Origin of the sequence: Candidatus Accumulibacter sp. ACC007 (assembly GCF_907163205.1) — a bacterium.
Taxonomy (GTDB): Bacteria; Pseudomonadota; Gammaproteobacteria; order Burkholderiales; family Rhodocyclaceae; genus Accumulibacter; species Accumulibacter regalis.
The window spans coordinates 68,537-94,562 of sequence record NZ_CAJQUD010000001.1 but is presented as its reverse complement, the minus strand read 5'-3'; the positions used below and the strand labels follow the sequence as shown (position 1 = coordinate 94,562).

Sequence of the window (26,026 nt, the reverse complement as noted above, 5' to 3'; positions counted from 1 at the left end):
CACTATGGCGAATCAGCGCTCCAACATTGATCCGGTACTGGCAGCTCTGACGCAGCCCCTCGATGCCAAGGTGCGTGGCGCGGTTACGCGTCGGCATGAAGCCATGTTGCGCGAGTTGGCTTTCTTGGTCAGCAAACAGAATGAGGAATTGACCTTCATTCGTTCGCGCAACTGGCCAGACACAAAGTTGAGTGCGCTCTTCAGTTTGAACTGCATCTACCAGGAAGTACTTGGCCCACTGGACGCATCTGCTCGAACTGGTCGGCAATCCGACCCAGATTCACGCGTTGCTCCAGCACTTGGCCTCGGGTCGTCTCATCCGATAGTCCATGGGTCACAGCGTTTTGATTCTGCACATACGGCCCGAGTCAAGAGCGCTATCGAGGATTTCTTTGGTTTAGTCACGAAGCTAGGTTTTCGTCGAGACTGGATGACAAAGAATACCTGTAGCGACCTTGTGTATTGGATTGCTCGCAACGAACGCGATAATAAAGCGAATGGCGAGGGCAGCGAACGATGAGTTCGAGTCCCGACAAATGGCTATCTCAAGCAGAAAAGATGGCAAAAGCCTTTGCAAAAAAGCACGGAACCGTGATGCGGATTACCGACAGACAATTGTCAGCGGCATTCGAAATTGGATCACTACATGCGCTGTTGCGGTTTTATGAGTCTCAAGGCTACCAGCTAGAACCAAGGAACCTGAACGATAAAGGCGAGTACAGGTATCTGACTTCACCTGCCGGGAATCCATCCAACTTTTCATGGGTTGAAGCAGTTGGCCCTGATGGTGAATTCGAGATCCGTCAGCAAGTCCGCGTGCAATCCCACACCAATGAAGACATCGCGTTTACTCCGGACATCGTAGTACTTATCAAGGGTGCGGTTGTCGAGGACTCTAAACGCGAAGAGTATGCGAGCGGAAAGAGGCCGTTCTATAGAGTGCGGAATTCGTCGGTTGTGGCTGCCCATGAGTGCAAGTCGATGAACCCATTTCCGGAACTAATGGTGTCTTTCATCGGAATGCTGGTCTCTGCGCATGAGTGGTACCCAGACGGTGAGAGGTTTAAATACACGCACGATGCCGGTCATTTGGGGCCGACGTTGTTCGTTGGCGGCACTGCACGCAATCTCCACCTGCGCATGATAAGCGCAATGCAGAAGGCGTACTGCATGAACATTATCTGCGGGCTGCATGAGGGAACGTGGAGTCTGACGGACGCAAAGAACAGGCTGTTGCTCGCTGGGCCGGTCGACGCGACCACCGCTGTCACCGAAGATGATCTTCCTTTTTGATTCAGCCCGTGCGAGAAGACTTGAGTGAATTTCAGAATCGCCGACACCTTCACCGATAGCCTGGCGCGCCTGACCGGTGACGAACAGAAGGCTGTCAAGACAACTGCGTTCGACTTGCAGATCAACCCGGCCAATCCCGGCATGAGTTTCCACAAACTGGAGCGGGCGAAGGACAGGAACTTCTGGTCAGTGCGTGTCGGCAGCGACCTTCGGTTGATCGTGCATAAGAGCAATGCGAGCCTGCTGCTCTGCTACGTCGATCACCACGACAAGGCATACGACTGGGCCGAACGGCGCAAGCTGGAAACGCACCCGAAGACGGGTGCCGCGCAGTTGGTCGAGATACGCGAGACGGTGCAGGAGATCGTTATCCCGGCGTATGTGCAAGGTCCGGCACAGGCGGAACTCGCACTGACGCCAACGCCGGCGCCCCCGCTGCCACCCTTGTTTGCCGACCGCTCCGATGATGAGCTGCTCGGCTACGGTGTACCCGCCGAGTGGCTATCCGACGTCAAGCAGGCAAACGAGGACACGCTTCTGGTCTTGTCCGACCATCTGCCTGCCGAGGCAGCCGAAGCGCTGCTGGAACTGGCGACTGGTGGCAAGCCCCGCGTGCCGGCACCACCGGCTCCGACAGTCAGCCCCTTCGATCACCCGGACGCCCAGCGGCGTTTCAGGGTGATGTCGAATGTGGAGGAATTGCAGCGCGCGCTCGAATTCCCTTGGGAGAAATGGGCCGTCTTTCTCCATCCCGAGCAACGGCAATGGGTCGAGCGTGAGTACGCTGGTCCGGCACGTGTCGCTGGCTCGGCCGGCACGGGTAAGACCATCGTCGCCCTGCATCGGGCCGCCCACCTGGCGCGCGCACATGGCGACGCACGCGTGCTGCTGACGACTTTCTCGGACACCCTGGCGAGTGCGCTGCACACCAAGCTGAAGCGACTGCTGGCCCACGAGCCGCGCCTTGCCGAGCGGATCGATGTTCATTCGCTAGCGGCCATCGGACTCCGACTTTACAAGGCCCATGTGGGGCCGGTATCGATTGCCAGCCGCGAGATCATCCGTGAACTGTTGAACGACGCGGCCAAGGCCATCGGTTGCCACAAGTTCGGCGGGCATTTTCTGCTGACTGAATGGGAACAGGTCGTCGATGCCTGGCAACTGACGACCTGGGAGGGCTATCGCGACGTGGTGCGCCTGGGCCGGAAAACCCGGCTTCCGGAAGCGCAGCGCACGGTGCTGTGGTCGATCTTCGAGCGAATGCGGGCAGGACTGCACGAACGCAGGCTGATCACGCATGCGGAGCTGTTCACCGCACTGGCCGCCACACTTTCAGCGAAAAAGACGGTGGTGTTCGATTTCGCGGTGGTGGACGAGGCGCAGGATGTCAGTGTCGCGCATCTCCGATTCCTTGCTGCCCTGGGTGGTGGCCGGCCCAATGCGCTGTTTTTTGCTGGCGACCTTGGGCAGCGAATCTTCCAGCAGCCGTTTTCGTGGAAAGCACTCGGGGTGGATATCCGGGGGCGCTCGCGCACTTTGCGCGTCAATTACCGCACCTCGCACCAAATCCGCAGCCAGGCTGACCGACTGCTTGGCCCGGCAGTGACCGACGTGGACGGCAACAGCGAGGACCGCAGCGATACCGTCTCGGTGTTCAACGGCCCGCCGCCAACGATCCGCAGCTTCAAGGACGAGGGCGAGGAGATCGAGGCCGTGGGCAGCTGGGTGGCGGAGTGTGCCACAGCCGGCATCCTCCCGCACGAGATCGGCGTATTCGTTCGATCCGAAGCGCAGCTTGACCGCGCACGGGCGGTGGTCAAGGGATCGGGGCTGGTCTTCAAGGTCCTCGACGAGCACGTCGAGACGATCAGCGGCCAGGTCTCAATCAGCACCATGCATCTCGCCAAGGGGCTAGAGTTCCGCGCCGTGGTGGTGATGGCGTGCGACGACGAGGTGATTCCCTTGCAGGAGCGCATCGAGACGGTCGGCGACGACGCCGACCTGCAAGAGGTCTACGACACCGAGCGCCACCTGCTCTATGTTGCCTGCACGCGAGCCAGGGACCAGCTACTGGTGACGAGCGTAGAGCCGGCGTCAGAATTTCTTGATGACATGCGAAGCCTTGGGGATTCGCGAAGCCCGAAGGTGATGGAACGCTGAGTTACCGGCGCTCGACCGCCGGGGCATGACGCACCAAGAGCCTGCAAGAGAAGTTGCTTTGACGAACGTCCGTTTGGGAGTACGTGAAGTGCATCCAATTCACCAGTGGCAAGGCAACTTCTTGAGGCGGCGAGGGTTCGAGTACCCGACCGGTCGGCCTCTTTACACTTACCGGGTCACTGACGAGGAGTATCGGGACCTCCAAACGATATTACGAGAGCGTGTCGGTGTTTGGCTAACAACCGCCACGCTTGGTGAAGCTTCTCACAACATCGCCTGCTTCCCACCCTTGTTCGTGCTTTATGCGGCTGAATGGTGGCGCCGCAACTATGACGGAACCGGATTCACATGGGAACCAATTGTAAGTGCGATTGGAGCTCCCGCTGAGACGTGGAATCAGAGCGAGCGCAGCGAGTGCGTTGAAAAAGGCCTGCAAGGCTGGAAGCTTCGCTTGTCGAACTCGCACGGGCTACGGTACCTCGGAAGCATCGCTTTTCAGGGCGGCCTCCCTATGTGTCTCCTGGCGCGCGCACGGGGGCCTATCGGCTGGATATTGATGCGAGCACTGAGGCTGGCTGCGGAAGGCCGAACGGACGCAGCCGAGATCCTCGAATGGATCAAGAGCCTTGCCCATTACTTGCCAAACACCTATCGGCAGAGCGAAGTATTTGTGCTGCTGACCGAAGTCGTCCTTACGGTTCTGCGTCTGAAGCAACAGGCCCAGCTAATCAACACTGATGATTTGATCGGCAAGCTTGATCGTACCCACGTAAATTGGAGGGACGAGTTTCCACTGCCGATGGATGACCATCAGGCGATCGAGTTGTTCAAGCTGGCGATCGTCGTCCCGTACCGCGAACAATTGCAGGGAAACCAAGCAGTCTTCGTTAAGCGATGGCTGGACTCATCGGAGCAAGATTCATTTCAGCTCCGATCGGAGGTCGTGCTGCCAGAGTTCCTGGACTCAGCGGCTCTGTCCCGGCTCTTCGGGATCGAGTCGGAAAGCCTGGGCCGCACACTGACCTTGCGATTTCCACTTGGGGAGCAATACGCGGATGTCTCCCTGCGGCGACTGGCGGGCCAAGACCGCTATCGTATCGAACGACGCGCTCTGGACCGCCAGGGAGACGTCGCGGCCGCCGAACATACGATGCAGCTCCTCACGGTATCGGGGGATGCGCGTCACAAGGAAGTTGCCCGCGGCGATGCGCTTCAATCCGATCTGCCCTGGATATTCGAGCAGAGCGCTGAGTCCACGAACGCTTATCGATTGGTTCGCCAGGGTTCCGGGGCGATTAGTGGGCATGAGGGGATACTCTGCATTCCGGTGGACTGGAATTTGCGTCCCGACGACGACGCTTCAGTGAATCACAAGGGCCAGCTATCGGGCGGCGCTCGACGCGTTTGGACAATCCGCGGGGTCGTTCGGATCGACGCTTCCGACGGATCGCACTACCGTGTGAGATGCGGGCAGGCGGCCGCCATCGAGGAACGATTTGAACTGCGAGGCCGCCGTTGCTGGGACCTCTTTGATCGTCCAGCGGTTGCATTTTTTGGCGTGCCAAACCTGTACCAGGTGTCCGAGGGTCGTCCAGATAGTCGGGTTCAAGGCGCGCTCGCCTGGCAATTCCCTGGGGGAAGGGTCACTCAGCGTCCGGAGGAAGTCGTCGGCCCGGTGAGTGCAATCTGGCAAGCTCAAGGCGAAACTAAATGGCGGTCGCTTGTTGTGCTTTTGCCTGCGCAGGCGAGAATGGCGGTTGAACCTGGTCGCGATCCGTCAAACGGATTGCTGCGATTCACGAACTGGGCGTTGTTGACAGCCGAGAGCGACACCCCGGGAGTCTCATCAAGGACACGACCCGATGGGACAAGCTTTGTGCTTGATCTGCGGTTCCAGGGAGAAGGCCACCCACCCGAATGGTGCTCAGTAAACGCTGTGTGGCCTGGCAACCCAAATATCGTCAGGCTTCGGGTTCCCTTCCCGGCCAAAGGAGTGCGCATCATTGCCGCCGATGGGGCGCAGCTAGAGGATGGCGCCTTGCTCGCGGTCGGCCGGGCCTGCGGTACTCGGATGGTGGGATTTCTCGGGGCTGACGCTTACCATGCGACGCTAAGGCTTGGGCTACATCGTGGGAATCACGCTCATCCAGCCAGCGAAGTGGCACACACGATCAAGACCAATCTTGGTGGGACCCGCGTCGAGATTCGACTGGTCGACTACCTGAATGACATCCAGAGCATGCTTGCTGGCGCCGACACCCTGGATGCCTATGTGAGTGTCAGGCTACGCTTGTCCGGTGGCGAATCAGCCACGCTGCGCGTGGCCCGCTACGAGTTCCAACTCGATCGAATGGCGATGATGTCGAGAGTTGGCGTGCCCCAGGAACAACTCGGCCGCTTGTCGGCGGACGATCTCGCGTGCTTGCCGGTGGTCGCACTTCGACTCAATGCCCCCGGTGAAGAGCCGATTCGCCTGGCTGCCATTCTTTCCGAAGGTGTGGCGACAGGGAACTGGATATTCCCGTCCACCGACCTTTCACCCGGTCCATGGGTGATCTATCCGGCCAGTGACTCTCAATTGATCTTCCGACCGATGCTATGGCCCGTTCTGGCACCCCATGACGGTGAGGCCACGATACTGCCCGAGACTCAAGACGCGGGGGAAGCCACAGAAGCGCAACTCGACCTAGCGGCGGCGCTCGGCATTCCGGCCGAACGACACCGGATGGACGCGCTTGACGTCCTGATAGATACGATGGCGTTGAACTTCGTCAGTGACGATTGGCGCCTCGCGGAGCAGCTTGCAGTACAACTTGGCCACCTGCCCCTGTCGACTCTCGACCTGTGGCGGCGCTTCACCCATTCCCCGTCTGGCATGGCCGCGCTTGCGGTTCGCATGGGTGGCCTGCCCGCTGGATTTGCTGAGCGTTTTCCCAACGAACTGCCCACTGCTTGGGAAACGATTCCTTTGACGGCCTGGGTACATGCGATACGCGCGGTGACCGCCCAAGGCACCTCCTGGTACGGAGTAGACACTGGGGGCTTCGTCGTATCGGAACACCTTGATCGGCGACTACAGGCTTTGACATCCGCTTGCCCGTCCCTTCGCGTGCTGCTGGAAGTGGCGCGCGCGATCGCTACCGAGCGAACGAACCAGGAATTGCAGGTTTGCCGCCAACAGCCCATGGATGCGGTATTTGCCGGGCAGCTATTCGGTGGCGAAAGCTCACGGGTTCAGCACTTGTTGCGCAACAACGCTGAACGGCAGTGGCCACAGGGATTTCCGGCTGAACTGTCCGTTGTAAAACAGCACGGAGCGAGGCCGTATCTCTGTCCAGTCGAGTACGGCTTCCATGACTCCGTAATCAACCTGCCGATTCTTCTGGCAGTCAATGCCGCGATGGACCCGCCCGTCGATTTGAACCGCCATCCAAACGTGATCAGCGCGATACGCGAGATTCAGTCATTCGACGCGGAATGGTTCGCCGAGGCCTTTGATTTGACCGTTGCTCGCTGTCTGGCCACAGGGCGAATTGAACTTCCTCAACCTGATGTTCCTCACCTGCCACGATTGGATGATGATGGAAGAAGAGTATTTCGAATCGCTCCTTGAGGCACTCGCTAGCCGCGCGAATCTTGGAACGGTTGGCTGGCTTGGATTCGCGAACGCACCGCTGCGTCGACACCTGATGCAGGTCTTTGCGCGGCCGTTTGGTGATACTGGCAGCTTCCTCGCTGACCCGACATTCGAGGCTGTATTTGGGTGGGCGCCAAGCAACAGCCAAATGCGTGACCTGGCGGGCAAGCTACTCACACCATCGGTGGTGAACGCAATGAATTCGCCACCACCCCAATTGGCCGACGAATACCGCTTTGCCAAGGACCGAGCACCCTACGTGCACCAACTGCAGGCGTGGGAGATTTTGGCGCAGCAACCCGCCAAGTCGCTCATCGTGACGAGCGGCACAGGGTCAGGAAAAACCGAGTGCTTCATGGTGCCGATCCTGGATCGACTCGCCAGAGAGCAGTTGGAATTGGGTAGCCAGCTGGTCGGTGTCCGCGCGCTGTTTCTCTATCCCCTGAATGCACTGATCAACAGCCAGCGTGATCGACTCAGTGCCTGGACACATGGATTCGGCAACCAGATTCGGTTTTGCCTTTACAACGGCCTGACGCCGGAAACGGTGCCCGCACACGCGCGTGCACCGGCAGGCAGCGAGGTGAAGGACCGTCGGACTCTACGTGCAGCACCACCCCCGATTCTGGTCACCAACGCAACGATGCTCGAATACATGCTGGTAAGGGCTCAGGACGCGACCATCCTGGAGAAGTCCAGCGGAAAGCTTGAGTGGATCGTCCTTGATGAAGCGCACACCTATGTGGGCTCACAGGCCGCTGAGCTGGCCCTACTGATTCGTCGCGTTGTTCACGCATTTGACGTCAAGCCAGAAAACCTTCGCTTCGTGGCAACGTCAGCGACGATTGGCGATCCGGATGATCCCGCCGGCGAGCGCCTCAAGGAATTTCTGGCGCAGGTCGCGGGTGTCGATATTTCGCGCGTTCACCTGGTATCGGGAGCTCGACAGATTCCCTTGATACCCTTGGGCAAGGATGTCTGCCGTTTCTCGCTGGACGAATTGCGCAAAATTGATGTGGGTGAAGTCGAAACGCCCAATCGCTATCGCGCGCTGTCGGGACATCCCATCGCGCGCAAAATCCGCGAGCTTTTCGTCCGCCGCAGTGCGTCGCCGGTGGCGAAACTCTCGGAAGTCTGCTCGCTCATCTTTGGTCCTGCGTCGGCCTATACGCTAACGCAGCAGCGAGAGGCATTGAGCTGGCTCGATCTGCTGACCAGCGCGGTTGATACAGGTGGAACAGCGTTCCTGCCTCTTCGGGCGCACGCCTTTCACCAGACATTGACGGGTTTGTGGTGCTGCGCAGACCCGCAATGCCCCGAAAAGCGCGGCTCGGAACTCGATGACCCGGACTGGACTTTCGGGCAGGTCTTCTTGGAACCGAGAAATCATTGCACCTGTGGTGCCCCCGCCTTCGAGTTTGCGTCTTGCGACGAATGCGGTGCGGCCTACCTGCTATCGGAAGAGAAGAAGGGGGCCGTAGTGCAGGCGTCAAGTGAATCTGCCGTCGACGAGTTCGAGTTGGAGATCGACAACGATGAGCCAGACGCGCTGGATAGCGATGAGAACGAGCCCGTTGAGGGCGGCCATGCGATCCTGATTACCAACCGAAATCTACCCCAAGCCGGCGACCTGCACATCAACCGCAAAACGCAGCAGATCGTCGACGCGAGCGATCCGGATGCGCTTGCCTTGATTGTGTACGAGGAAAGTGGCGATGGGCTCGGTTGTCCGGCGTGTGGCGCGACACCTGCTCGTACCGGTCGTCTTTTCCGCAAGGCCCGAATCGGCGCCCCCTTCCTGCTGGGTGGCTTACTGCCGACTCTGCTTGAGTATGCGCCAGACGGCGCCAGGCCAGCCGATCAGCCTTACAGAGGGCGCCGCTTATTGACGTTCAGCGACAGCCGCCAGGGTACGGCGAGACTGGCCGCGAAGTTGCAGCAAGACGCAGAGCGTACAAAGGCACGCGGGCTGATTTATCACCACGTGCTCAAGGCAATGAGCGGGACAGCGACACCTGAACTGGCGGAGATCAGGAGTCGTATTCAAAAGTACGAAAGCATACTTGCCACACCGGGAATGCCCGAGGCAGCCCAGGTGCCAATCGTGCAGTTGTTGAACGATGCCCGCATGCAGCTGGCGGCTGCATTGCAACCGGCACCTATGCCTTTTCAGCAATTGCAGGCAGCAATCGCTCAAGAGGGACAGGAGTTCCGGTGGATTCTTCAGACGTACATAGGGTACTCACGGCAAGTTTTCGACGGCCACGAGGGCGCTTCGAATCTGGCAGGAATGCTCTTGGTCAGGGAACTTGGCAGACGACCAAAGCGGCAGAACAACCTCGAAACGATGGGGATGATCGCCGTGCACTATCCCCAGCTGGATAGGCTCAATACAGCACCCCCAGCCTGGGCTAGCCGAGGATTTACCTTGCACGAGTGGAAGGATTTCCTGAAAGTGGCTGTCGACCATTTTGTTCGTGGTGGGGGCAGCCTGGACATCCCGGACCTGTGGCGCAACTGGATCGGCATACGTTTTCCGCGCAACTGGATTGTCGCTCCGAACGCAGATGAGATTTCGCGTGGGCAACGGCGATGGCCATCCGCCAGACGTTCAAGAGCACAGAGCACACTGGTCCGGCTCGTCGCCCATCTGCTGAAAGTCGACGTGGAAACACACCCTGGTCAGGATGCCGTCGATAGTCTGCTGATCGCGGCATGGGAGCAAGTCCAGAAAGTACTGTCCCTCACGGAAAGCGGATACATCCTGCGATTGCAGGACATGGCGTTTTCGACGATTTCCCACGCCTGGGTTTGTCCGGTAACTCGTCGATTTCTTGATACGACCGTACGAGGCGTCACTCCGTATCTTCCGCGGATCATGAGAGAGGAGATCGCGGTTTGCGAGCGCAGAGAGATACCCGTCTACGATTTGCCCTTCGGTGGAGAAACTGATGGCGTGCGCCGTATAGGGCGAGCACGCGAGTGGCTCTCGCAACAGGAGACGCTAGTCAGTCTCCGCGAGGACGGTCTTTGGGCGAACGTCAACGATCGAGTCATTGAATCGGCGCCCTATTTTTCTGCCGCCGAGCACTCAGCACAACAAGCGTCTGAACTCCTGGACAAATACGAGAGAGGCTTCAAGGAGGGATCGATCAACCTGCTCTCGTGTTCGACGACGATGGAAATGGGCATCGACATCGGTGGCGTCCAACTGGTGGCCATGAACAACGTGCCGCCTCACCCTGCCAACTACTTGCAGCGTGCGGGCCGGGCGGGTCGACGGCGGGAGACGCGATCAGCGGCCGTTACCTTGTGCAAATCAAATCCGCATGACCAAAACGTGTTCCTGAACACACGCTGGGCATTCGATGCCCGGTTGCCGCCTCCGGTGGTTTCACTGAACAGTGCGGTGATCGTGCAGCGGCACGTCAACGCGATGATTCTCGCGCGCTTCCTTGCCAAGCTGCTGCAAACGAACCCTCAGGACATGACACGGCTAAATTGTGGCTGGTTCTTCGATGATCGCGAAGATGGTCCATCGAAACGATTCGTGCGTTGGTGCGACGCCTACATCTCGAAGTCGCAACAGGGCGTGGACGCTGGTTTGAAGCAACTGGTGCGCCACACCCTGTTCGAGGGTCAGGATACGGATCGACTCGTTCGACAGGCGGGTGCGGAAATGGAACTGGCCTTCGACCAATGGCAGACTGAGTGGCAGGCCCTCATCGAGCAGGAGTCTGGCTTGGGACCAGGCACAACTACTGATCCCGCAGCGAAAGCCATCGGTTTCCAGAAGAAGCGGCTAGCCGAGGAGTATCTGCTGCGCGAACTGGCGACCCAGGGCTTCCTTCCCGGCTATGGTTTCCCGACATCCATTGCCAGCTTTGACAACACGACCGTTAGTGCTGCAAGGAGGTTGCCGCCGCCAGATGCGCCAACAAATCGCGGCCGGGATGACAATCGCTTCCAGAAGCGGGATCTCGCCAGCAGAGACCTGGTGACCGCGCTTCGTGAATACGCACCCGGTGCCGAGCTGGTCATGGACGGCTTGGTGTATCGATCGGCAGGAATCACACTGAACTGGCATGTCCCGGCGGATCAAGAGGGCGCCAGAGAAACCCAGGCGATCAAATTGGCGTGGCGTTGTCGAAGCTGTGGCGCGAGTGGCACCACGATGTCGCTGAAGCTAGCATCGAACTGTGACGCTTGTGGTGCAGAGGTGAAAGCCAACGATATCCAACAGTTCCTCGAACCCGCCGGGTTCTCCGTCGACTTCTATGTCGAACCGCACAACGACGTGACGCGACAGCAATTTGTTCCAGTAGAGCGGCCATGGATTAGCGCAAGAGGTGCTTGGTCCCCCATGCCAAATCCGGCCTTGGGGCGGTTTCGAGCGACCACCGACGGGCGTGTTTATCACCATTCTGCCGGTCTTCATGGCAAGGGCTATGCCCTGTGTCTCGGTTGCGGGCGTGCCGAGCCAATGCTTTCAGATGGCACTCCCCCAAAAATTCTCGCGACGGGTTCGGAGCACAAGAAACTACGAAGCCGTGCCACGGATCGTGTTTGCGCCGGCGGTGCCAATCAGTATCAGATCAAGAACGGTATCGTGCTCGGGCATCAGGTACGCACAGACGTCCTGGAAATTCAGCTTCGCGATCTCAGCGGTCAATGGATCACGAAACGCGGCGTTGCCTTGACCATTGGCGTCGCTTTACGTGACGCACTTGCCGCCTTGATCGGCGTTCAGACCAGCGAGCTAGGGTGCGATGTTCAGGAAACTCGCGCCGTCGAGGACCAGCGTTGTCAATCGATTTTCGTCTTCGACAGATATGCGGCCGGCTATGCGTCTAGCGCCGAACGCCTGATCAATGACATGTTCCGTGCAGCGGCCACGCGCCTGGATTGCCCGAAGGGATGCGACAGTTGCTGCCCACACTGTATCCTTGATTTCGACCAGCGATTCGAAGCCGCAGTGCTCGACCGATTTGCAGCGTTGGCCGTCATTTCGGCGGACTGGCTGGACATGCTGAAGATTCCCGAGTCGTTACGCCACTTTGGAGACAGCTCACGGGTCGAGATGTCGGGAATGGTCGGGGCGGTACTGCGTGAAAGCAGCCATCCGGATGCACTGCTAACGCGCTTGTTTGCTGGTGGCGCGTCGGAGAGTATCGACTTTTCTGCTTCCTCGATCAGGCTTCTCGCCTATCGTCTCGCATCACTTTCACGCCCGGTCGAAGTCGTGATCGAAAGAACGTTGTTTGAGAGACTCTCGGAATCGAACAGATTTGCATTATCGAGTTTGGCTGACCACCCGGCAATCACCATTGGCTTGACTATCGCGCTACCGCAGGCTGCCGGTGCGAGCATCCTTGCTGAGGTCAGCCACGGATCGTCCAGCGTCGCCTGGGCCAGTACCGACAGCGAGTCGACAGAGCCCAACGAGGATTGGGGAGCGTCCAACTCGCCATGGGTCATCGGCACGCTCGCAAGCGGTACCAGCACGGCGACGACAAAGATTGAATCGGCGGAAATAAGGCCGCAAGCAGTGGTTGCTGGCGACCGCGAGATCGTCTTGCATCATGAGGTGGATGGCCCGCTCCAGGGTTTCGGAACGAGACTCTGGAAAATTATCGCCGACGAACACCAGGGGACGTTACAGCAACTCCAGAACTCCATCACTGACGTGGTGGAGATAAGCTATAGCGACCGCTATCTCTTTACGCCGCTGTCAATGGCATTGCTTGTCGATCTCGTCAGCTGTCTAAAGGCGATCGTGGGCCAGGCGCGATGGGATGATCCAGCCCTCACCATCACAACCACGGCCGTTCGCAGCGGCGGCGAGAGCCGGGCGTTCAACCGCGTTTTCGCCGATTGGCCGGACCTGCGCGTTCGTGACGCCGTTGCAAGAGGAGCGTTCCAATACCTCGGGATGCGGACGACTGTCCTGGTGCCCAACAGATTCGAGGTACAGCATGGCCGCGTGCTGGAAGTCAGATTCTCTGATGGGAAGACGCTGACAGTTCGGCTGGACCAAGGAGTTAGCTACTGGCGTGTGCCAGCCTCGTCCGGTGCACGGAGACCCCCGGTAGCTTTCGACTTCACGAAACCAGCAAACGATCAAGTCCGGGAAGTGGTGGACATGCACATTCTTGTTGAAGGAGGTACGCTACCCACTGAGCTATTTGTGAAGCTTCGGTAGCTGCGGCGAACTGAGAACTGACCAGAGTGGGATTTCCGTACTCAACACGCACCCTCCAGAGATGCAGCCTCTCAGGCTTGCAACGTGAATCAAATTGATATTTTTAGTGTTGTCTCTCGTGCCAGCTGTATTCCGTCAAGACTCTGGATGAGCGCGTCGAAACGATCGGCGGCCACACCGCGATCAGCACCATGGACCTCGCCGAGGGTTTGGAATACCGCGCGGTAGTGATGATGGCTTGCGACGCTACGAAGTGATCCCTTTACATGATCGCATCAAGACGGTGGGCGACGACGCCGATCTCCAGGAGGTCGATGATACTGAGCGACGCTTGCTCTTCGTTACTTGTTGCACACGGGTGAGAGACGATCTATCTGTGACCGGCGTCGAACCGGCTTCGGAGTTTCTCGACGACGTGCGAAGTCATGGGCGCGGGCTTTGCTCCCATTGAGCTGCCCTCGTTGGGTAGTTGAACGGCAACAGCCAGCCGTGGCTCGCCGCATGGGTTACGCGGCTACGGCGCAATGCAATGCCATTCCTGAACAACGCCGTAGAACCCCTCGGGCTTCTTGATACGCTCGAACCCACGGAGTTGGATCGCCATCGGCGCGATTGTCACCAACACCGGCTCATAGAGGGCGGGTAGCTGGCATTGGGCCAATGCCCCGGCGCTGACGAGGAGTGCTTGGGTGTAGATGGCATCACCACGTTTTTCGGTCACGGTGCGCAGGTCGCCAACGTAGGCTGGGCTGTTCAGGATGTCGCGCCACGGGCGACGCCGACCACCGATACGCATCAGATAGACCTTGAAAATCATGGGGGAGAGGAACTAACGAAGAAGCTTCACAGCCGCCAACGTGCTGTACACCTGTACAGTATATTGCATGAATGGCGAGTCGATGCATCACGCGCGCAACCGAGCGGACGGAAGCGTCGGGCGGTGGGCTGTTGAACGGCGTCGTGGAGGCGACTTGAGGGGGTCGATCGATACCGACCGCCAACAGGGCGTTGAACGCGCTGCGAATTTCCGATGCCAACGGGGGGCAACGAGAGTGCAACGACCCGGCGCGACACACTACTCTCACCCACCCGACGGTCTGCTGCCGTTCAGAAAAAGCCTCAGGATCGCGCCCTCGCCAGCCGACAAAACGGGCACGATCGCGCATGCGACACATTCGGCTCATAGATGTACATGGCCTGGCACCTTGCACACCGCTCCCAGCCGACGATCCTCGATCGCACATCCCTGATCGCGTACCACGCGGCATTGATGTCCAGGCCAACGCTCCCGACACGACCATGTACTTCCCATGCCGACAACAACATCGCTGCGGTGACCGATCGGCCATCACCCTCGTCAAGACGGTTGTAGAGAGCAACGAAACTGGAGAGCTTGGCCAGCATCATTGGGTTGGTGATGAACGGTCGGACGGAATCCGGGAGTTTCCCGTTGTGCGGGCTTTCCCCGTGGAGCTGCCGCCAGCGCATGCGCAGCGGCTTCGGATGGATGTTCGTCAGGTAATGAACGATCGGCACGCGCAGGCGCAAACGGATCAGCTCATGGGCCACTCGGCTGTTTTCCAACTCATCAGGGGCAAGCAGCGCCGACATGACGGCTAGAGAAGCGTGGCTTCGGCGTAGGTGCTTTTCGCATCCCTTGGCATCTGCAACAGCCGCTCAAGCGCCGAGTCCGTCAATCGGAACGTGTAGAGCGATACGGGGACCGTCTCCGCCAGCTCGTCGATTTCGTCCATGTCGAGCGAGGCCACTTTTTCGATCACCGCGCGGGGTAAGCCGGTCATGATCTCGGCCGCCCTGCCCTCCCGCGCCAACTGGCGCGTGAGCAACAGGAACTGCCTGTTGATTTTGAGTACGTCGCGCTTTTCCATGATAGACAATCAAAAAGTTGCCACACGGACGCATTATATATTACACTTAATACATAGCACAACCATAAATCGGATGATCTATGATGAACATCGCCTCTACAGTCGCCGCCAGCGGAAACCCGGTGGCAGAAATCCTTGAAGCGCTGATGAGCAAACATCGCCTGAATCAGACCGAGTTGGCCCATCGTTCGGGTGTCTCACAGCCGGCCATCAACCGAATTCTCAGGGAGCGCTCGAAGGCCAAACATCCGCGGCAGGACACGCTCGAAAAGCTCGCCGCCGAGTTCGGCGTCACACCGGATCAGTTGGCCGGCCGGGAGCCGATCTCTGCCCACATGCTCGCCAGGGGCGTGGTGCCAGTGTTGAGCTGGGAACAGATCTTGCCCACCGACTCAGCAAACGATCGGGACCAGGGCGCATGGCTGGCCTGCCCCGTCGAGCACAGCGACGAGACCTTCGCCCTCCCGGTGCTCGGTGAGGCGATGCACGGCGACGACGGCTACCGCGAAGGTGAGATTCTTTTCCTGGACCCGCGTGTCACTCCTGAACACGGGAAGGATGTCGTGGTACTCCATGGCGAAACCGCCCTCTTCCGGCGACTGGTAGTCACGCCTGAAGGCCGATTTCTCAAAACGCTCAACCCCAGTTGGCCGACACCGATCATGCGTCTGCCGGACGACGCAGTGGTTTGCGGCACGGTGGTGTTCTCCGGTCGGCTACGCTGATCATTACGTTCGCCGAGCGTTTTCCTAATAGACTATTACTTTCGACCATTCGGCTGCAGCCTGCAGCTGACCAAAAAAATACCCGCCAGGTCGGCGGGTATTTTTTTGGTCAGATCAGCCCCCGCTCTGCGAAGGACATGACGGCGGTGTCGCCCACGATGAAGTGGTCGAGCACCCGGATGTCGACGAGCGCCAAGGCGTTCTTGAGCTCGCTGGTCAGCAACTCGTCGGCGCGCGACGGCTCGGGATGCCCCGAGGGGTGGTTGTGCGCCAGAATAACGGCACAGGCGTTGTGTTTCAGGCCGGCCTTGACCACTTCCCTGGGGTAGACCGACGTCTGCGTCGTCGTTCCACGAAAGAGCTCCATCCCGGCGATCAGCCGGTTCTGCCCATCGAGCCACAGCGCGACGAAACTTTCGTACTCCTGCCCACCGAGAAACAGCCGCAGGTAATCGCGAACTGCCGCCGGTGAAGACAGGCTGACGGCTGATTCGGCAAGAACTTCCGCCAGAGCACGCCGCAGAAGTTCCCGGGCTGCCATCAATCGGTCACGCACGGCATAGGAGAGAACCTCCTCTGCCGCACCAAGGGTGGTGGTCTGCCGAACGGCGCGCAGCCCGAAAAGCTCGGCCAGCGAACGCGTGGCGAGCGACGCGGCCTCGTCACCAAGCACGATCGAAAGTAGTTCGCGGTTGCTTGAATGAATCATCTGAGGTGCCTCCAATAGAAAAGCGGGACGGCACCCTCCCCTTGCGGGACGATGCACGCCCCGCGGGGTTCAAAGATTGCGACTTAATGCGTTACCGTTGGCTGGCCAACGGGTCTGCCGGCTTCGAGAATCTTCTGGCTGGCGCTGAAGATCCGCTGCGCCGATCTTTCCGGGAGCTGACCGTTTTTGAGCCACGACTGGATATAACCTCGCGACTCGTCCCGGCCTGGCAACTCGAGGATCGAACACAGGAGAAAGGCCACGCCTTCGGCCTCGGCTTCGCGAACACTTCTTGGCGTCGACGGGGCGTCATGGCAGTCGGCTTCGAGGGTGTGCCCGAGAACGACATGAGCCATCTCGTGAAAACGCGTCGAGTGGGGGTGCTCGGCCAACTGACTGACCGCGATGCGGCGCTGAACCGCATAGCCCTCGACATTGCCGTCCAGGTAATCGAAGTGCTCCTGCGTGATGTCCAGCGCGGCCAAAGCCGCTCCGGCATCCCAATGGGGCGATTCGACAGGCTCAGCGTAGGCCTCACCTTCGGTCTGCTCCAGGCTGAACCAGCGCGGCGCGAGTTTGAAGCGCGTGAACACCTCTTCGCTGCTGCCGGAATCGCCGGGATCGTCAGAAACCGCCTGCCGGTCCCGGCGTTTGACGGTGATCGGCATCCACAGCGAGAGTGCTTTCTGTCCCTTGCAGACGGACCGACCCAGGGCCTTCCAGCGACTGAAGCTCGCGATGGGCGATAGAGGCAGGCACTTTCGCCGAAGCTGGATGGCCGCCAGAATCTGATTGCCGACACTGAAGCGGTGAAACCGGCGGAAAGCCTGACTGACGATCCCGGGCTCAGTGAGAGCCTGTTCGAGAAGGGGTGCGAACTTGTCGTACATGGTGCCTCCAGTGAAAAATGGGAAGGCACCGTCCCTGTCGGGGAGCGATACACTCCCCGTGGGATGGAAAAACCGGCCAAGGCCGGGAAAGTCTGCTGCGTTAGCTGCGGTTGATCGATGAACCCGCGGAAAGCGCAAATTTCTGAGCTTCGACGGCATGCGGCCCGAGGAACCGGGCGCGTGCACAGTCAGGTTGGAGAACGAGGATTCGGCCGACGACGAGGATCTGTTGTCGCACACCGATGTCCCCATCGAAGCGGGTTTGCAGATATTGCCGGTAGTCGCCCTGCCATCCGACTGGCGGTGCGAAAGGCCCGAAACCCCCTGGCCGGGTGTTGATCCGACTGAAGTCGATGACGCCGTACATGGTCACCTCCTCGTCAGGCGGCCCGGGTCAGCGCCTTGTCGACGCTGCCGAGCGTGGGAAAACCTGCTTTCCCTGCGAGATTGAACACGTCGAGCCAATCGACCCCTTTTTGGCCGTCGGGAATCGTGAGCGCTGGCGCAATCGCACCGGCTTGAATCCCCATGGCCCAGAGCCGAGTCACCAATGCCCTCGCCGCTTCCTGTCCGTGTCCGGACGGGTGCTGTCGCGACGGCCGGTCCTTGTCGGAAAAGACCAGGACCTGGCGCACTCCTGGAGGAGGAACAAAGGTTTCCAGAAGATGGGCATTTCCGGTCGCCCAGGCGGGCAGACCGGTGGCTTCGATGACGGCAAGCGCAGTTTCGATGCCTTCGGTCACCGCCAGGCGACTCCCGGGGGCTATCAGGCGAATGGCGCCGCCGGTCAGCTGTCGCGCCGAGGGATGGCACATCAGCTTCTTGGGCGCGTCGACCGGCGCCTTGTGGCCATCGACCGTCAGATAGGTGCGATGGAGAGTCACTGAATCGCCCCCCTGCCCGGTGACTTGGGCAAGGATGGCTGGATGGCGCCCCACGAGACACCGCTCGGCGTAGTAACCCAGCGCGGGATGAAAACGCAGGGTTTGTGGTGCCGTTGCCGACAGCCCTCGCCGCGCCAGATAGAGACGCGCCGGCTCGGCTTGCGGGTCTGTTAGCGGGAAGGATTCCCGCCAAGTGCGATTCAGGTGTTCGCGGCGGGTGGCATCGTCGGACGTACCACTTGCGACCGACGGCCATTGCCTGCGGGTGCTGCTGACGGGCTGGCCGCCGACATGCTCTGCCACTTCGCGGATCGTGCGACCAAAATCCCAGTCGTTGACCCACATCAGCAAAGACAAGCCGTCGGCAAAAAAGCCGCAGGTATTGCAGACTCCGCCGCCGGTTTGATCGACGTCAGGAAAAACCCGAAAGCCATTCCGACCACCATGGACCGGACAAGGGACATGCTTCCCTCGCCGCTCCACAGCCTCTTTCAACGCCGGCGCCAGATCGGGCAGGACCCGCTCCCAGCGCCCGCGTGCGTCATCCTTGACGCTCTGTGTTCGATAAGCCTGTTTCATTGCAGGTGCCTCCATGGAATGTCCCGGTCGGGACCTTCCGAAGCACCCCATGCCGGGGTCCTGGGGAAGGCCACGGCAAGGCCGGTTGGAACGTTCCGCGCGGCATGAAGGTAGCCCTGCCGGGATACGCTTCCCCGGCGGGGTCATGATGCTGTTTGTTTTCTCGTGGCCAGCTACCACACGTCCATCCTGCGCCTTACGGTGCGGGATCGAAACTCAATGGCTGTTCGCAGGAGGCTCACCGAACCCCCTCCGAAAAGCCCCGGCACGGTGGCCGGGGAAAGTGCTGCAGGGGAGGAAACGGCTACGATGGTACGCAGACACTTCGGCCTACAGCGGGCGAAATGCGTCCTGATCGGATCGAATTCGACGACAGGGCATCTCGGTGCGTACGGCCGAACAGCGCGGTTGGATGCGATTTCCAACGGCCTCGCGTTGCCAGCACCAGGGAACGGCGCTAGCGGCGGAGTAAAACCGCACAAATTTGGTGGCAAAAATTGGCGGCGGAATTTGGCGGGGATGAGTGCCGGCGTGAGCGACAACAATCAGCGTCCGGTGTTTGCTTCAAAGCGGGCTTTCGCGACGAGGCGCGCTTCGTCTGGTCGTGCCATTGCTGACCTTGGGCTGTGGAAAGACTCGGGCGGCTATATACCAGTTAGCTGCCGCTCTGTACCCTGCGAAAAGACAAATAATCTCCGAGTGTTCCGTGTCGCAGCTCCATTGGTCGATGACTACAATGTCACCCTGGTAACTCAGGTTACGGTGGCTCTTTCGAAAGTTCCACCACCGAATGAAAAGCCAGCGAGGCACAAGCTCATCTCCAGCGGCTATCGAAGTCGTTCTGATCGTGCAGCCTCTGGAGTTAGGTGGCGATGTATTCCAGGCGCCATTGATCCACGCGCTTAGCCGCTACGGTCCACAGTCCAAGGCTATCGACCGTGGTCTTGCGTCCGATGATCAGCATTAGCAACGTGTTGCTGTTCAATTGGGACTTGGCCAAGAGCAGACGCATGGCGTCGCCGTCCAAGCCAGACGCATCCGGGCGATCTTCGGCATGCGTGTGCCACTCCCCGAGGTAGAGCAGACCGGATTCGGCCTGAGCGCGAATAGCGTGCTGTGCGGCGGCGGGGTCGGATCGATAGCGGTAGCGCGATCGCTCGTCACGGGGATACGGGCCTGTCGCGGTAGTCACCAGGATCTGTTCGGCGCTGATGGTTCCGAACAGTTGGCCGCCGGCTTCCTTTGCCCAAGGCAACCACTGACGGTACCGGCGCACATGCGCCAAGGCGTCAGCGGTAAAGAGCACCAGCTGCGCAACCTTTTCAAGCCGACCGACTAAGCTGGGTGCAGCGGTGCCATCAGGTGGCGGCCGCGTCACCATGTCAGCTGCCGCATGGCATTGGTTTCAGTAAAGTCGTCCCGGGTCACACCGCCCAGCGCCTCCACGGCCTCTCGGTCTCCGAACCACACGCGCCTGCAGGATGCGGGCACGCGCCCGAGTAGCGCATCCAGGGCTAACTTGCTCGCCATGGAAATGGTCGGTTGGAGATCGGCCGCGCCATGAGGCTGAAAAACGTTGCCGCAACCGGCCTCGACGATGACCTCGCCGGCCCCCACCGGCCAGTCCGTCAAACGGAAAGCCGGACGCTCACCTTCGAAGCGCGACATCAGATCGTCCTTGCCGTAGAGCAGCACGGCATGTCCCACGATGGCATATGCCTCGACCCAAGTACTGAGGTAGGCGGGAGGACGGTTCAACGACTGACGCCAAGCGTTCACGGCCGCTTCGCCTTCGATGTCCAGACCCGCGGTTACGATCATGTCCACGCCGGCAAGCTTCCCTAGGTCTGCGGCTGTGAGACGCTCGAACTTCTTGGTGTAAGACGCGCCGATCTTCAGGTGGGGCAGTCGGCGTTGCAACTCAGTAGCCACGCCCTGGGCCTTGTTCCAGCCGAGGGAGCCAAGACCCAACAAGTGACGGCTGGCGTTCGCGGACAGAAAGGTATCGCTGTCGATCAACGTCAGCTCACCGACACCAGCCTTGGCCAGCAACTCCGCGATTTCAGATCCCACAGCGCCGCAGCCCACGATGACTACCTTGCGGCCCTGCAAATCGGTGTGATCCGGGTAGTGGCCCCGCCCATGAATCCAGGGCGCGTCGACGCGACTTACGACGACACGCTCCACACGCTGGTTAGACAAAGCACGCTTCACGTGGTCCAGCGGAACTTGCTCCCAGCTCCGGAATCCGTTTCGAAGCCTCCGGCTCTTGTCACCGGTCGCCACGACCGAGGCGAATACTGGGCCTGTCGAGGTTTCAGCTTCGAACAGGAACAGCGTGCGGTGGTTATGCACCAGCATCGGCTGCACAACATTCATGGGAAGGTCACGAATCGTATCGCCAACGGTTTGCGGAAACTCGGTCGGCTGCCACGGGCGTGGGAGCTTGACCAGCAGAGCGGGCCACAGGAAATGGTCTCCCACCTGAACGCCGAGGCTGACCAGCCAAGCTTTGAGCTCAGCCTTGGTATCGGCGACAACGATGCGCCCCAATTGCGCATCCAAGTGGAAAGCCACCTGGCGCGATTTGCCGCCTGGCTTCACTAGGCTGAGGACCTTGAGTTTTCCGCTTGGCTGGATGGCCTGCTGAGACCAATACGAGCCAAACTCCCGCTCGAACTCGGTCCGGCATTTCGCATCGGAATAGTTTAGCAGTTCGACCGCATCATCGAGGTGGACGCGGGCGCGATCGCCCGGTGGGGCCATGATCGACGTCGGGCGCAGGCACAGCAGCCCATTCGGCTCGACGTGGGGCCAGCGGAAATCGCTTCCAAGTTCCGGGGCGAAAATACGGGGCTGGGAGTTAGGGAACGCGACGTCGATGGCGCACAGAAGGTGGCCGACTCCTGGGGCACGGATCGTGCCCTCTGCAAGAGTTACCCGCCAGCCGCAGTGGAACAGCGGCATAGGGTCCGGCTGCATCTCCTCGACGGATAGCTTTCGCCAGTGGCCTGGACACCACTGGTCCAGCTCGGCTTCGACGGCGGTGATGACTTCTGCCGACGTCATTCAGCCGAAGCGTCCACCACCATCCTCGCGACGCGCAGTTTCGACCGATATGACATTCATGACTGAGCCAAGAGCGGATGCCTCGTTGGTGGTATCGGGATTCGGCTGATCGGAGAAGAAGTTCGTGTCGAACACGCTATCCCAGGCCTCACGGGCCATTGCGCGGCTGCAGTCTTCGCGGTCGAGTACTTTGAGGGTGTCCAGCGCCCCCTTCAGACAGTTCCGGAAGTACGTGACTTGGACCTCGCCTTGCTCGGCTAGGTTCTTCGCGACAACGGGATGTGCAACCTGGGTTGACAAAGTTAGAGCCCAGTGGATCTGCTGCCAGGTCTGGCGCAGCGCCTTGTCGTCGCGATCTGCGTTGACCACGAAATGATCTACCACGAGCTTCGAGATCGTGATCCCGCTGGTGGTATTCGCTTTCCAATCCGCGCGCCGGGCGAACTTCTTGGTCAGCCTGGTGATACGCCGCATCTGGCTGCCGTCGGCTTGGCCGGAATTCAGCTCACCTACTTGGTCGTTGAACCACTTCGTGACGGCGCGTGCATCTGAAATGACCCACGAGTCGCCGCTGGCAAGTTCGTACTTCTCGACGTGATTGCCGGCGAAGTCCTTCTCCATACCGATACGGTAGACCGGCACGTCAATGTGATAGCCCGCAGCGTAAACTTGGCGCACACAGTTGTCCTTCACCTCGGCTTCTTGGTTGAAGCGGCCATCCCACTTCAAGGCGTCACACACACGCTGCCGCGCGGCTAGCGGGGTTAAGTCTACACCGTCGTTATCTTTCAGGTCTTCTGAACAGAAGTAGGCGCCATCGTCGATGTCGTAGTCGTTGTTAGGGTCCTGCACCATGGTGCGCATCTGGTACGAGCCCTGAGAGTGAATCTCTCGTGGCTGCGGTTTGCATGCAGTGTCGAGGCCTTTACGCAGACGGTCCCGGCCGTTGTCCCTTCGGCCGCGCATGTCCTGTTGCTGGCCCAGTGCTAGCGTGACCTCGCTACGGTGATAGCCGGTCATGTCGGCGTTGCAATTGATGTCAGTCATTCTTTTCTTCCTGGTTTGTAGGTGCGTGAGGCTGAGAATCGGATAGCGCGGTCCGGAAGGCCTTCATCTGAGGGTGCTGGTCTTGGCTTGCCCAAGCATAGCGCGGCCGTTGGCCGCAACCAAAAGGAGGTGTCGCCTCCGATACCGCCGGATTTAATTTGCGAGGACAATATCCTCAACCCCACGTAGGAGGTAGACCACCGCACGGCAAAGGAGGCGACATGGACATTTTCCTCAATAAGCACCAAGAGTCAATCCTGGGTGTGGTCGAAGGGTTCGACCGGATCATCTTCAAGGGGTACCTGACCTCGATGTTTCCGGATGGTGCGTTTGGCCGCTACCTGTCCAAGCGGGGCGTGCTGCTCAAGGATGCCGGGAAGTTCTTCGAAAGCGAAACCAAAACGCTCGTCGAACACGCGAAGACGACCGCCGAAGAGGCGGGGCGTCCCTACCACTTTCTCGCCTCCGCGCACACGCACGCCAGCGGTCGATCGAAGGAAGCGATGGCCCGGGCCATCGCCGAGCAGGACGGAATTGCCGAAGGCCTAGTCTGCATCTTCTCGGTCATCGAACCGTGCGTCTCGTTCGCCGTCGCCGGCAATCGCAAGACACAACGTCTGGAAGTCGTTCGGCGCAATCGCCGCTGCCTGCACCTGTACTGGTATCTGATCGACCCGGTTTTTGGCTGGATGCACGTGCGTATCCAGACCTGGGCACCGTACGCCACTCAGATTTACGTCAATGGCCGGGAGTGGCTGTGTCGGCAACTGCCGCAAGTGGGTGTCGCCTTCGAGCGGAGCGACAACAAGATTCTCTGGGTGTCGGATTTCGAGGCCACGGCGGCACTTGCCGAGCAGTTCAATCACACCGACTGGCCAGCATTCCTGATTCGTCAGGTGGCCAGCGTCAATCCGCTCTTGCCGGCCATCGCCGCTGCGAAGTTCGACGGCTACTGGTTCGGCATCGACCAGGCCGAAGTGGCCACCGATATCCTGTTCAAGTCCAGAGCCAATCTCGAACGTATCCACCACGACCTCGTCCATGCCGCCATCACCGGCTTCGGCGCGACGGACGTCATGCGCTTTCTCGGCCAAAAACCTCATCACCTCTTCACGGGCGAGGTCGTCATCGACAGCAAGAAGCGGCCCGAAGGTTGCCGGATCAAGTTCCGTATCCGACGCAACTCCGTCAAACTTTACGATCATCTCAACGTCTTGAGAATCGAGACCACACTCAACAATCCGGCAGAGTTCAAAATCCTCACCTCGTCCGAAAATGCCGAGGGCCAGGTCGTCTGCCGGTGGTCGCCCATGCGCAAAGGGGTCTCGAATTTCTGGCGCTATGCCGAAGTCGCTCACGGCGCCAACTCGCGCCTGATCGACGCCTTGGCCAATGCTCCTCTTCAAGGTCAGGCGATCGAGGCCATCGATCGCCTGTGCCGGTCACAGAGCAAGGCCGGTCGGCATGTCGCCGCTTTCAACCCGGTCACCGCGGAGAACGTCGCTCTGTTCACCGCGCTGCTGGCCGGCGAGTTCGCCATCAATGGCTTCCGCAACCGCGATCTCCAGGCCAAGCTTTACTCAGCCCCTGCCAACAACCCCGCCGAAATCAAGCGGCGCACGCATCGAACCAGCCGCCTGATCGCTAAACTGCGCGGCCATGGCTTGATCGCCAAGGTCACCAACTCTCGTCTCTACCGGGTCACGCAAAACGGCGTGAAAGCAATGTGGGCCGCCGTCCGCTGCCGCCGTATCGACTTTCCAGCCGCCTTCAACATGTCAGAATCATTCGCGCAATAGAGACAAGTCCTGCGGGGGAATTTCATAGTCAACGTCGGAAATTGCTTGTCGTGCGAGCGCGTTCAGCAACTCAGGCCGAGCGTCATCCATGTTGGACAGATACTCCTGCAGGGCCTTAGATGGGCACTGAGCCGGCAGACGGTAGGCAAAGCTCCCGTCATGGCGCAATTCTGCAACCTTATTTGTGAGGTAACTGTATCCAACGGCCTGCGCGTTCATTCCGGCCTCAATGGCCCTCAAACCAAACTTCCAGCCTGGAGCTCCCCTATAGCGAGCTCGATCGGAAATTTCCTCGCCCCCCTGCGCGGGCAGTGTGCCCAGCATAAACAGCTGAATCGGGCGCTGCTCATCCCGGTCATGAAGGATTTCGACCGCTTCCATCATGCCAATCAAGCCAGGGTTGTTGGCCCACAGGCCGCCATCGACATAGGTTGCCGTTGTTGCACCGTCACCGCCGGGCTCATCCAGCTTCGCCATCGAACGCAAAATAGGCGCTGCTGTGGTAGCCATGCACACATCCACCAGCGTGCGCGGGTCGTCGCGGCCGTTAAGTCTGTTGAGATGTTTGGTCTTGAAGACGACAGCGGAATGCCGGTTGATGTCGATCGTCGGAATCGCCAGCGCGATCCCACGCTTCTCGTAGACCTCAGCTATGGTAGTTTCCCCCAGCTTGAACTTCAGTGCTTCCCGTAGCGCGAGTTCACCGCGTCGCAGGCCTATGCCGAGATTCCGGACCACGAAGTTGCCAATGAACGGCAGCGCTCGCGCCCACTGGTGCGGGAAGATCTTGCCGCCGTAATCCGAGTACAGATCTTGCACGTCGTGAAGGGGGATGCCCTTGGCGAGCGCGCAAGCCACGATGCCGCCCGTGCTGGTGCCGACGATCAAATCGAAAGCACTGCCGATATCGAGAGCATTTTCCCCCAAGCGCTCGGTCTTGGCCACGCGGGCGGCATAGGTCGCAAGATATGCAGCCTGGTAGACCCCGCGCATGCCGCCACCGTCCAAGCACAACACTCTGAAGGGCTTGCTTTTTTCAGCCATTTTGCTCATCCACTGATATAGCTTATGCAGATGGGGTCTTTGCCAGTTGTTTCAAGTGCCTAGCAGCCTGTCGGGCTTGGAATTGGCTGGTAGGCCAAT

At 59.8% G+C, this 26,026-nt stretch carries 18 protein-coding genes and 1 pseudogene; 8 read left to right on the top strand and 11 right to left on the bottom strand.

The genetic code is table 11. The features are described 5' to 3' along the window. Positions 1 to 4: 4 nt before the first annotated feature. The 6 genes and pseudogenes from QZ634_RS00255 to QZ634_RS00230 form a co-directional block, all read left to right on the top strand. Positions 5 to 520 (top strand): hypothetical protein, encoded by a 516-nt coding sequence (locus QZ634_RS00255; RefSeq protein WP_291984539.1) that lies wholly within the window; start codon positions 5 to 7, stop codon positions 518 to 520. A 38-nt stretch (positions 521 to 558) separates the two neighbouring features. Next, positions 559 to 1,293, top strand: coding sequence for a hypothetical protein (locus QZ634_RS00250; protein WP_291984537.1), 735 nt, complete (start codon positions 559 to 561; stop codon positions 1,291 to 1,293). A gap of 24 nt (positions 1,294 to 1,317) precedes the next feature. Then, a complete protein-coding gene (locus tag QZ634_RS00245; RefSeq protein ID WP_291984535.1) occupies positions 1,318 to 3,453 on the top strand; it encodes a 3'-5' exonuclease in 2,136 nt (711 codons plus the stop codon). Between the two features lie 25 nt (positions 3,454 to 3,478). Then, complete coding sequence (locus QZ634_RS00240) at positions 3,479 to 7,066, top strand: STY4851/ECs_5259 family protein (RefSeq protein WP_291984533.1); 3,588 nt, start codon at positions 3,479 to 3,481, stop codon at positions 7,064 to 7,066. Continuing rightward, on the top strand, positions 6,987 to 13,292 hold the full coding sequence (locus QZ634_RS00235) for a DEAD/DEAH box helicase (protein WP_291984531.1): 6,306 nt from the start codon (positions 6,987 to 6,989) through the stop codon (positions 13,290 to 13,292). The genes QZ634_RS00240 and QZ634_RS00235 overlap by 80 nt, the downstream gene beginning before the upstream one ends. Positions 13,293 to 13,435: 143 nt before the next feature. After that, positions 13,436 to 13,743, top strand: a pseudogene (locus tag QZ634_RS00230) (DNA helicase); the annotation flags it as partial. 63 nt (positions 13,744 to 13,806) lie between these two features. Here QZ634_RS00230 and QZ634_RS00225 read toward each other — a convergent pair. The 3 genes from QZ634_RS00225 to QZ634_RS00215 form a co-directional block, all read right to left on the bottom strand. Beyond that, positions 13,807 to 14,109: a hypothetical protein gene (locus tag QZ634_RS00225; protein WP_291984530.1), complete on the bottom strand. Its 303-nt coding sequence runs from the start codon at positions 14,107 to 14,109 to the stop codon at positions 13,807 to 13,809. A 302-nt stretch (positions 14,110 to 14,411) separates the two neighbouring features. Next, the gene (locus QZ634_RS00220) at positions 14,412 to 14,903 is read right to left on the bottom strand and encodes a FlhC family transcriptional regulator (RefSeq protein ID WP_291984528.1); all 492 of its coding nucleotides are present in this window, start codon (positions 14,901 to 14,903) and stop codon (positions 14,412 to 14,414) included. Between the two features lie 5 nt (positions 14,904 to 14,908). Continuing rightward, positions 14,909 to 15,181: a hypothetical protein gene (locus QZ634_RS00215; protein WP_043569162.1), complete on the bottom strand. Its 273-nt coding sequence runs from the start codon at positions 15,179 to 15,181 to the stop codon at positions 14,909 to 14,911. A gap of 80 nt (positions 15,182 to 15,261) precedes the next feature. On the opposite strand from QZ634_RS00215, the gene QZ634_RS00210 reads away from it, so the two are divergent. Continuing rightward, positions 15,262 to 15,906 carry a LexA family transcriptional regulator gene (locus tag QZ634_RS00210; protein ID WP_291984526.1) on the top strand — a complete coding sequence of 215 codons (645 nt, stop codon included), beginning with the start codon at positions 15,262 to 15,264 and terminating at the stop codon, positions 15,904 to 15,906. Between the two features lie 109 nt (positions 15,907 to 16,015). Here the strand turns inward: QZ634_RS00210 and radC are convergent, their stop codons facing one another. From radC to QZ634_RS00175, 7 genes are all read right to left on the bottom strand, one after another. Continuing rightward, positions 16,016 to 16,615 carry a DNA repair protein RadC gene (gene radC, locus QZ634_RS00205; RefSeq protein ID WP_291984524.1) on the bottom strand — a complete coding sequence of 200 codons (600 nt, stop codon included), beginning with the start codon at positions 16,613 to 16,615 and terminating at the stop codon, positions 16,016 to 16,018. Between the two features lie 83 nt (positions 16,616 to 16,698). Further along, positions 16,699 to 17,505, bottom strand: a complete 807-nt coding sequence (locus QZ634_RS00200) for a DUF1738 domain-containing protein (protein WP_291984522.1) — start codon at positions 17,503 to 17,505, stop codon at positions 16,699 to 16,701. Between the two features lie 100 nt (positions 17,506 to 17,605). Then, on the bottom strand, positions 17,606 to 17,872 hold the full coding sequence (locus QZ634_RS00195) for a hypothetical protein (RefSeq protein ID WP_291984520.1): 267 nt from the start codon (positions 17,870 to 17,872) through the stop codon (positions 17,606 to 17,608). A gap of 13 nt (positions 17,873 to 17,885) precedes the next feature. Beyond that, on the bottom strand, positions 17,886 to 18,968 hold the full coding sequence (locus QZ634_RS00190; RefSeq protein ID WP_291984518.1) for a toprim domain-containing protein: 1,083 nt from the start codon (positions 18,966 to 18,968) through the stop codon (positions 17,886 to 17,888). An 862-nt stretch (positions 18,969 to 19,830) separates the two neighbouring features. Continuing rightward, entirely contained in the window at positions 19,831 to 20,274 is a 444-nt protein-coding gene (locus tag QZ634_RS00185) for a Mov34/MPN/PAD-1 family protein (RefSeq protein WP_291984515.1), read from the bottom strand. Positions 20,275 to 20,342: 68 nt separating this feature from the next. After that, on the bottom strand, positions 20,343 to 22,037 hold the full coding sequence (locus QZ634_RS00180) for a ThiF family adenylyltransferase (RefSeq protein ID WP_291984513.1): 1,695 nt from the start codon (positions 22,035 to 22,037) through the stop codon (positions 20,343 to 20,345). Further along, on the bottom strand, positions 22,038 to 23,084 hold the full coding sequence (locus QZ634_RS00175) for a cyclic GMP-AMP synthase DncV-like nucleotidyltransferase (RefSeq protein WP_291984511.1): 1,047 nt from the start codon (positions 23,082 to 23,084) through the stop codon (positions 22,038 to 22,040). Between the two features lie 221 nt (positions 23,085 to 23,305). Between QZ634_RS00175 and QZ634_RS00170 the strand changes: the two genes are divergently transcribed. Beyond that, complete coding sequence (locus QZ634_RS00170; protein WP_291984509.1) at positions 23,306 to 24,883, top strand: hypothetical protein; 1,578 nt, start codon at positions 23,306 to 23,308, stop codon at positions 24,881 to 24,883. Here QZ634_RS00170 and QZ634_RS00165 read toward each other — a convergent pair. Continuing rightward, positions 24,869 to 25,936 carry a patatin-like phospholipase family protein gene (locus QZ634_RS00165; protein WP_291984507.1) on the bottom strand — a complete coding sequence of 356 codons (1,068 nt, stop codon included), beginning with the start codon at positions 25,934 to 25,936 and terminating at the stop codon, positions 24,869 to 24,871. The two genes, QZ634_RS00170 and QZ634_RS00165, sit on opposite strands and share 15 nt — an antisense overlap. Positions 25,937 to 26,026 lie beyond the last annotated feature (90 nt).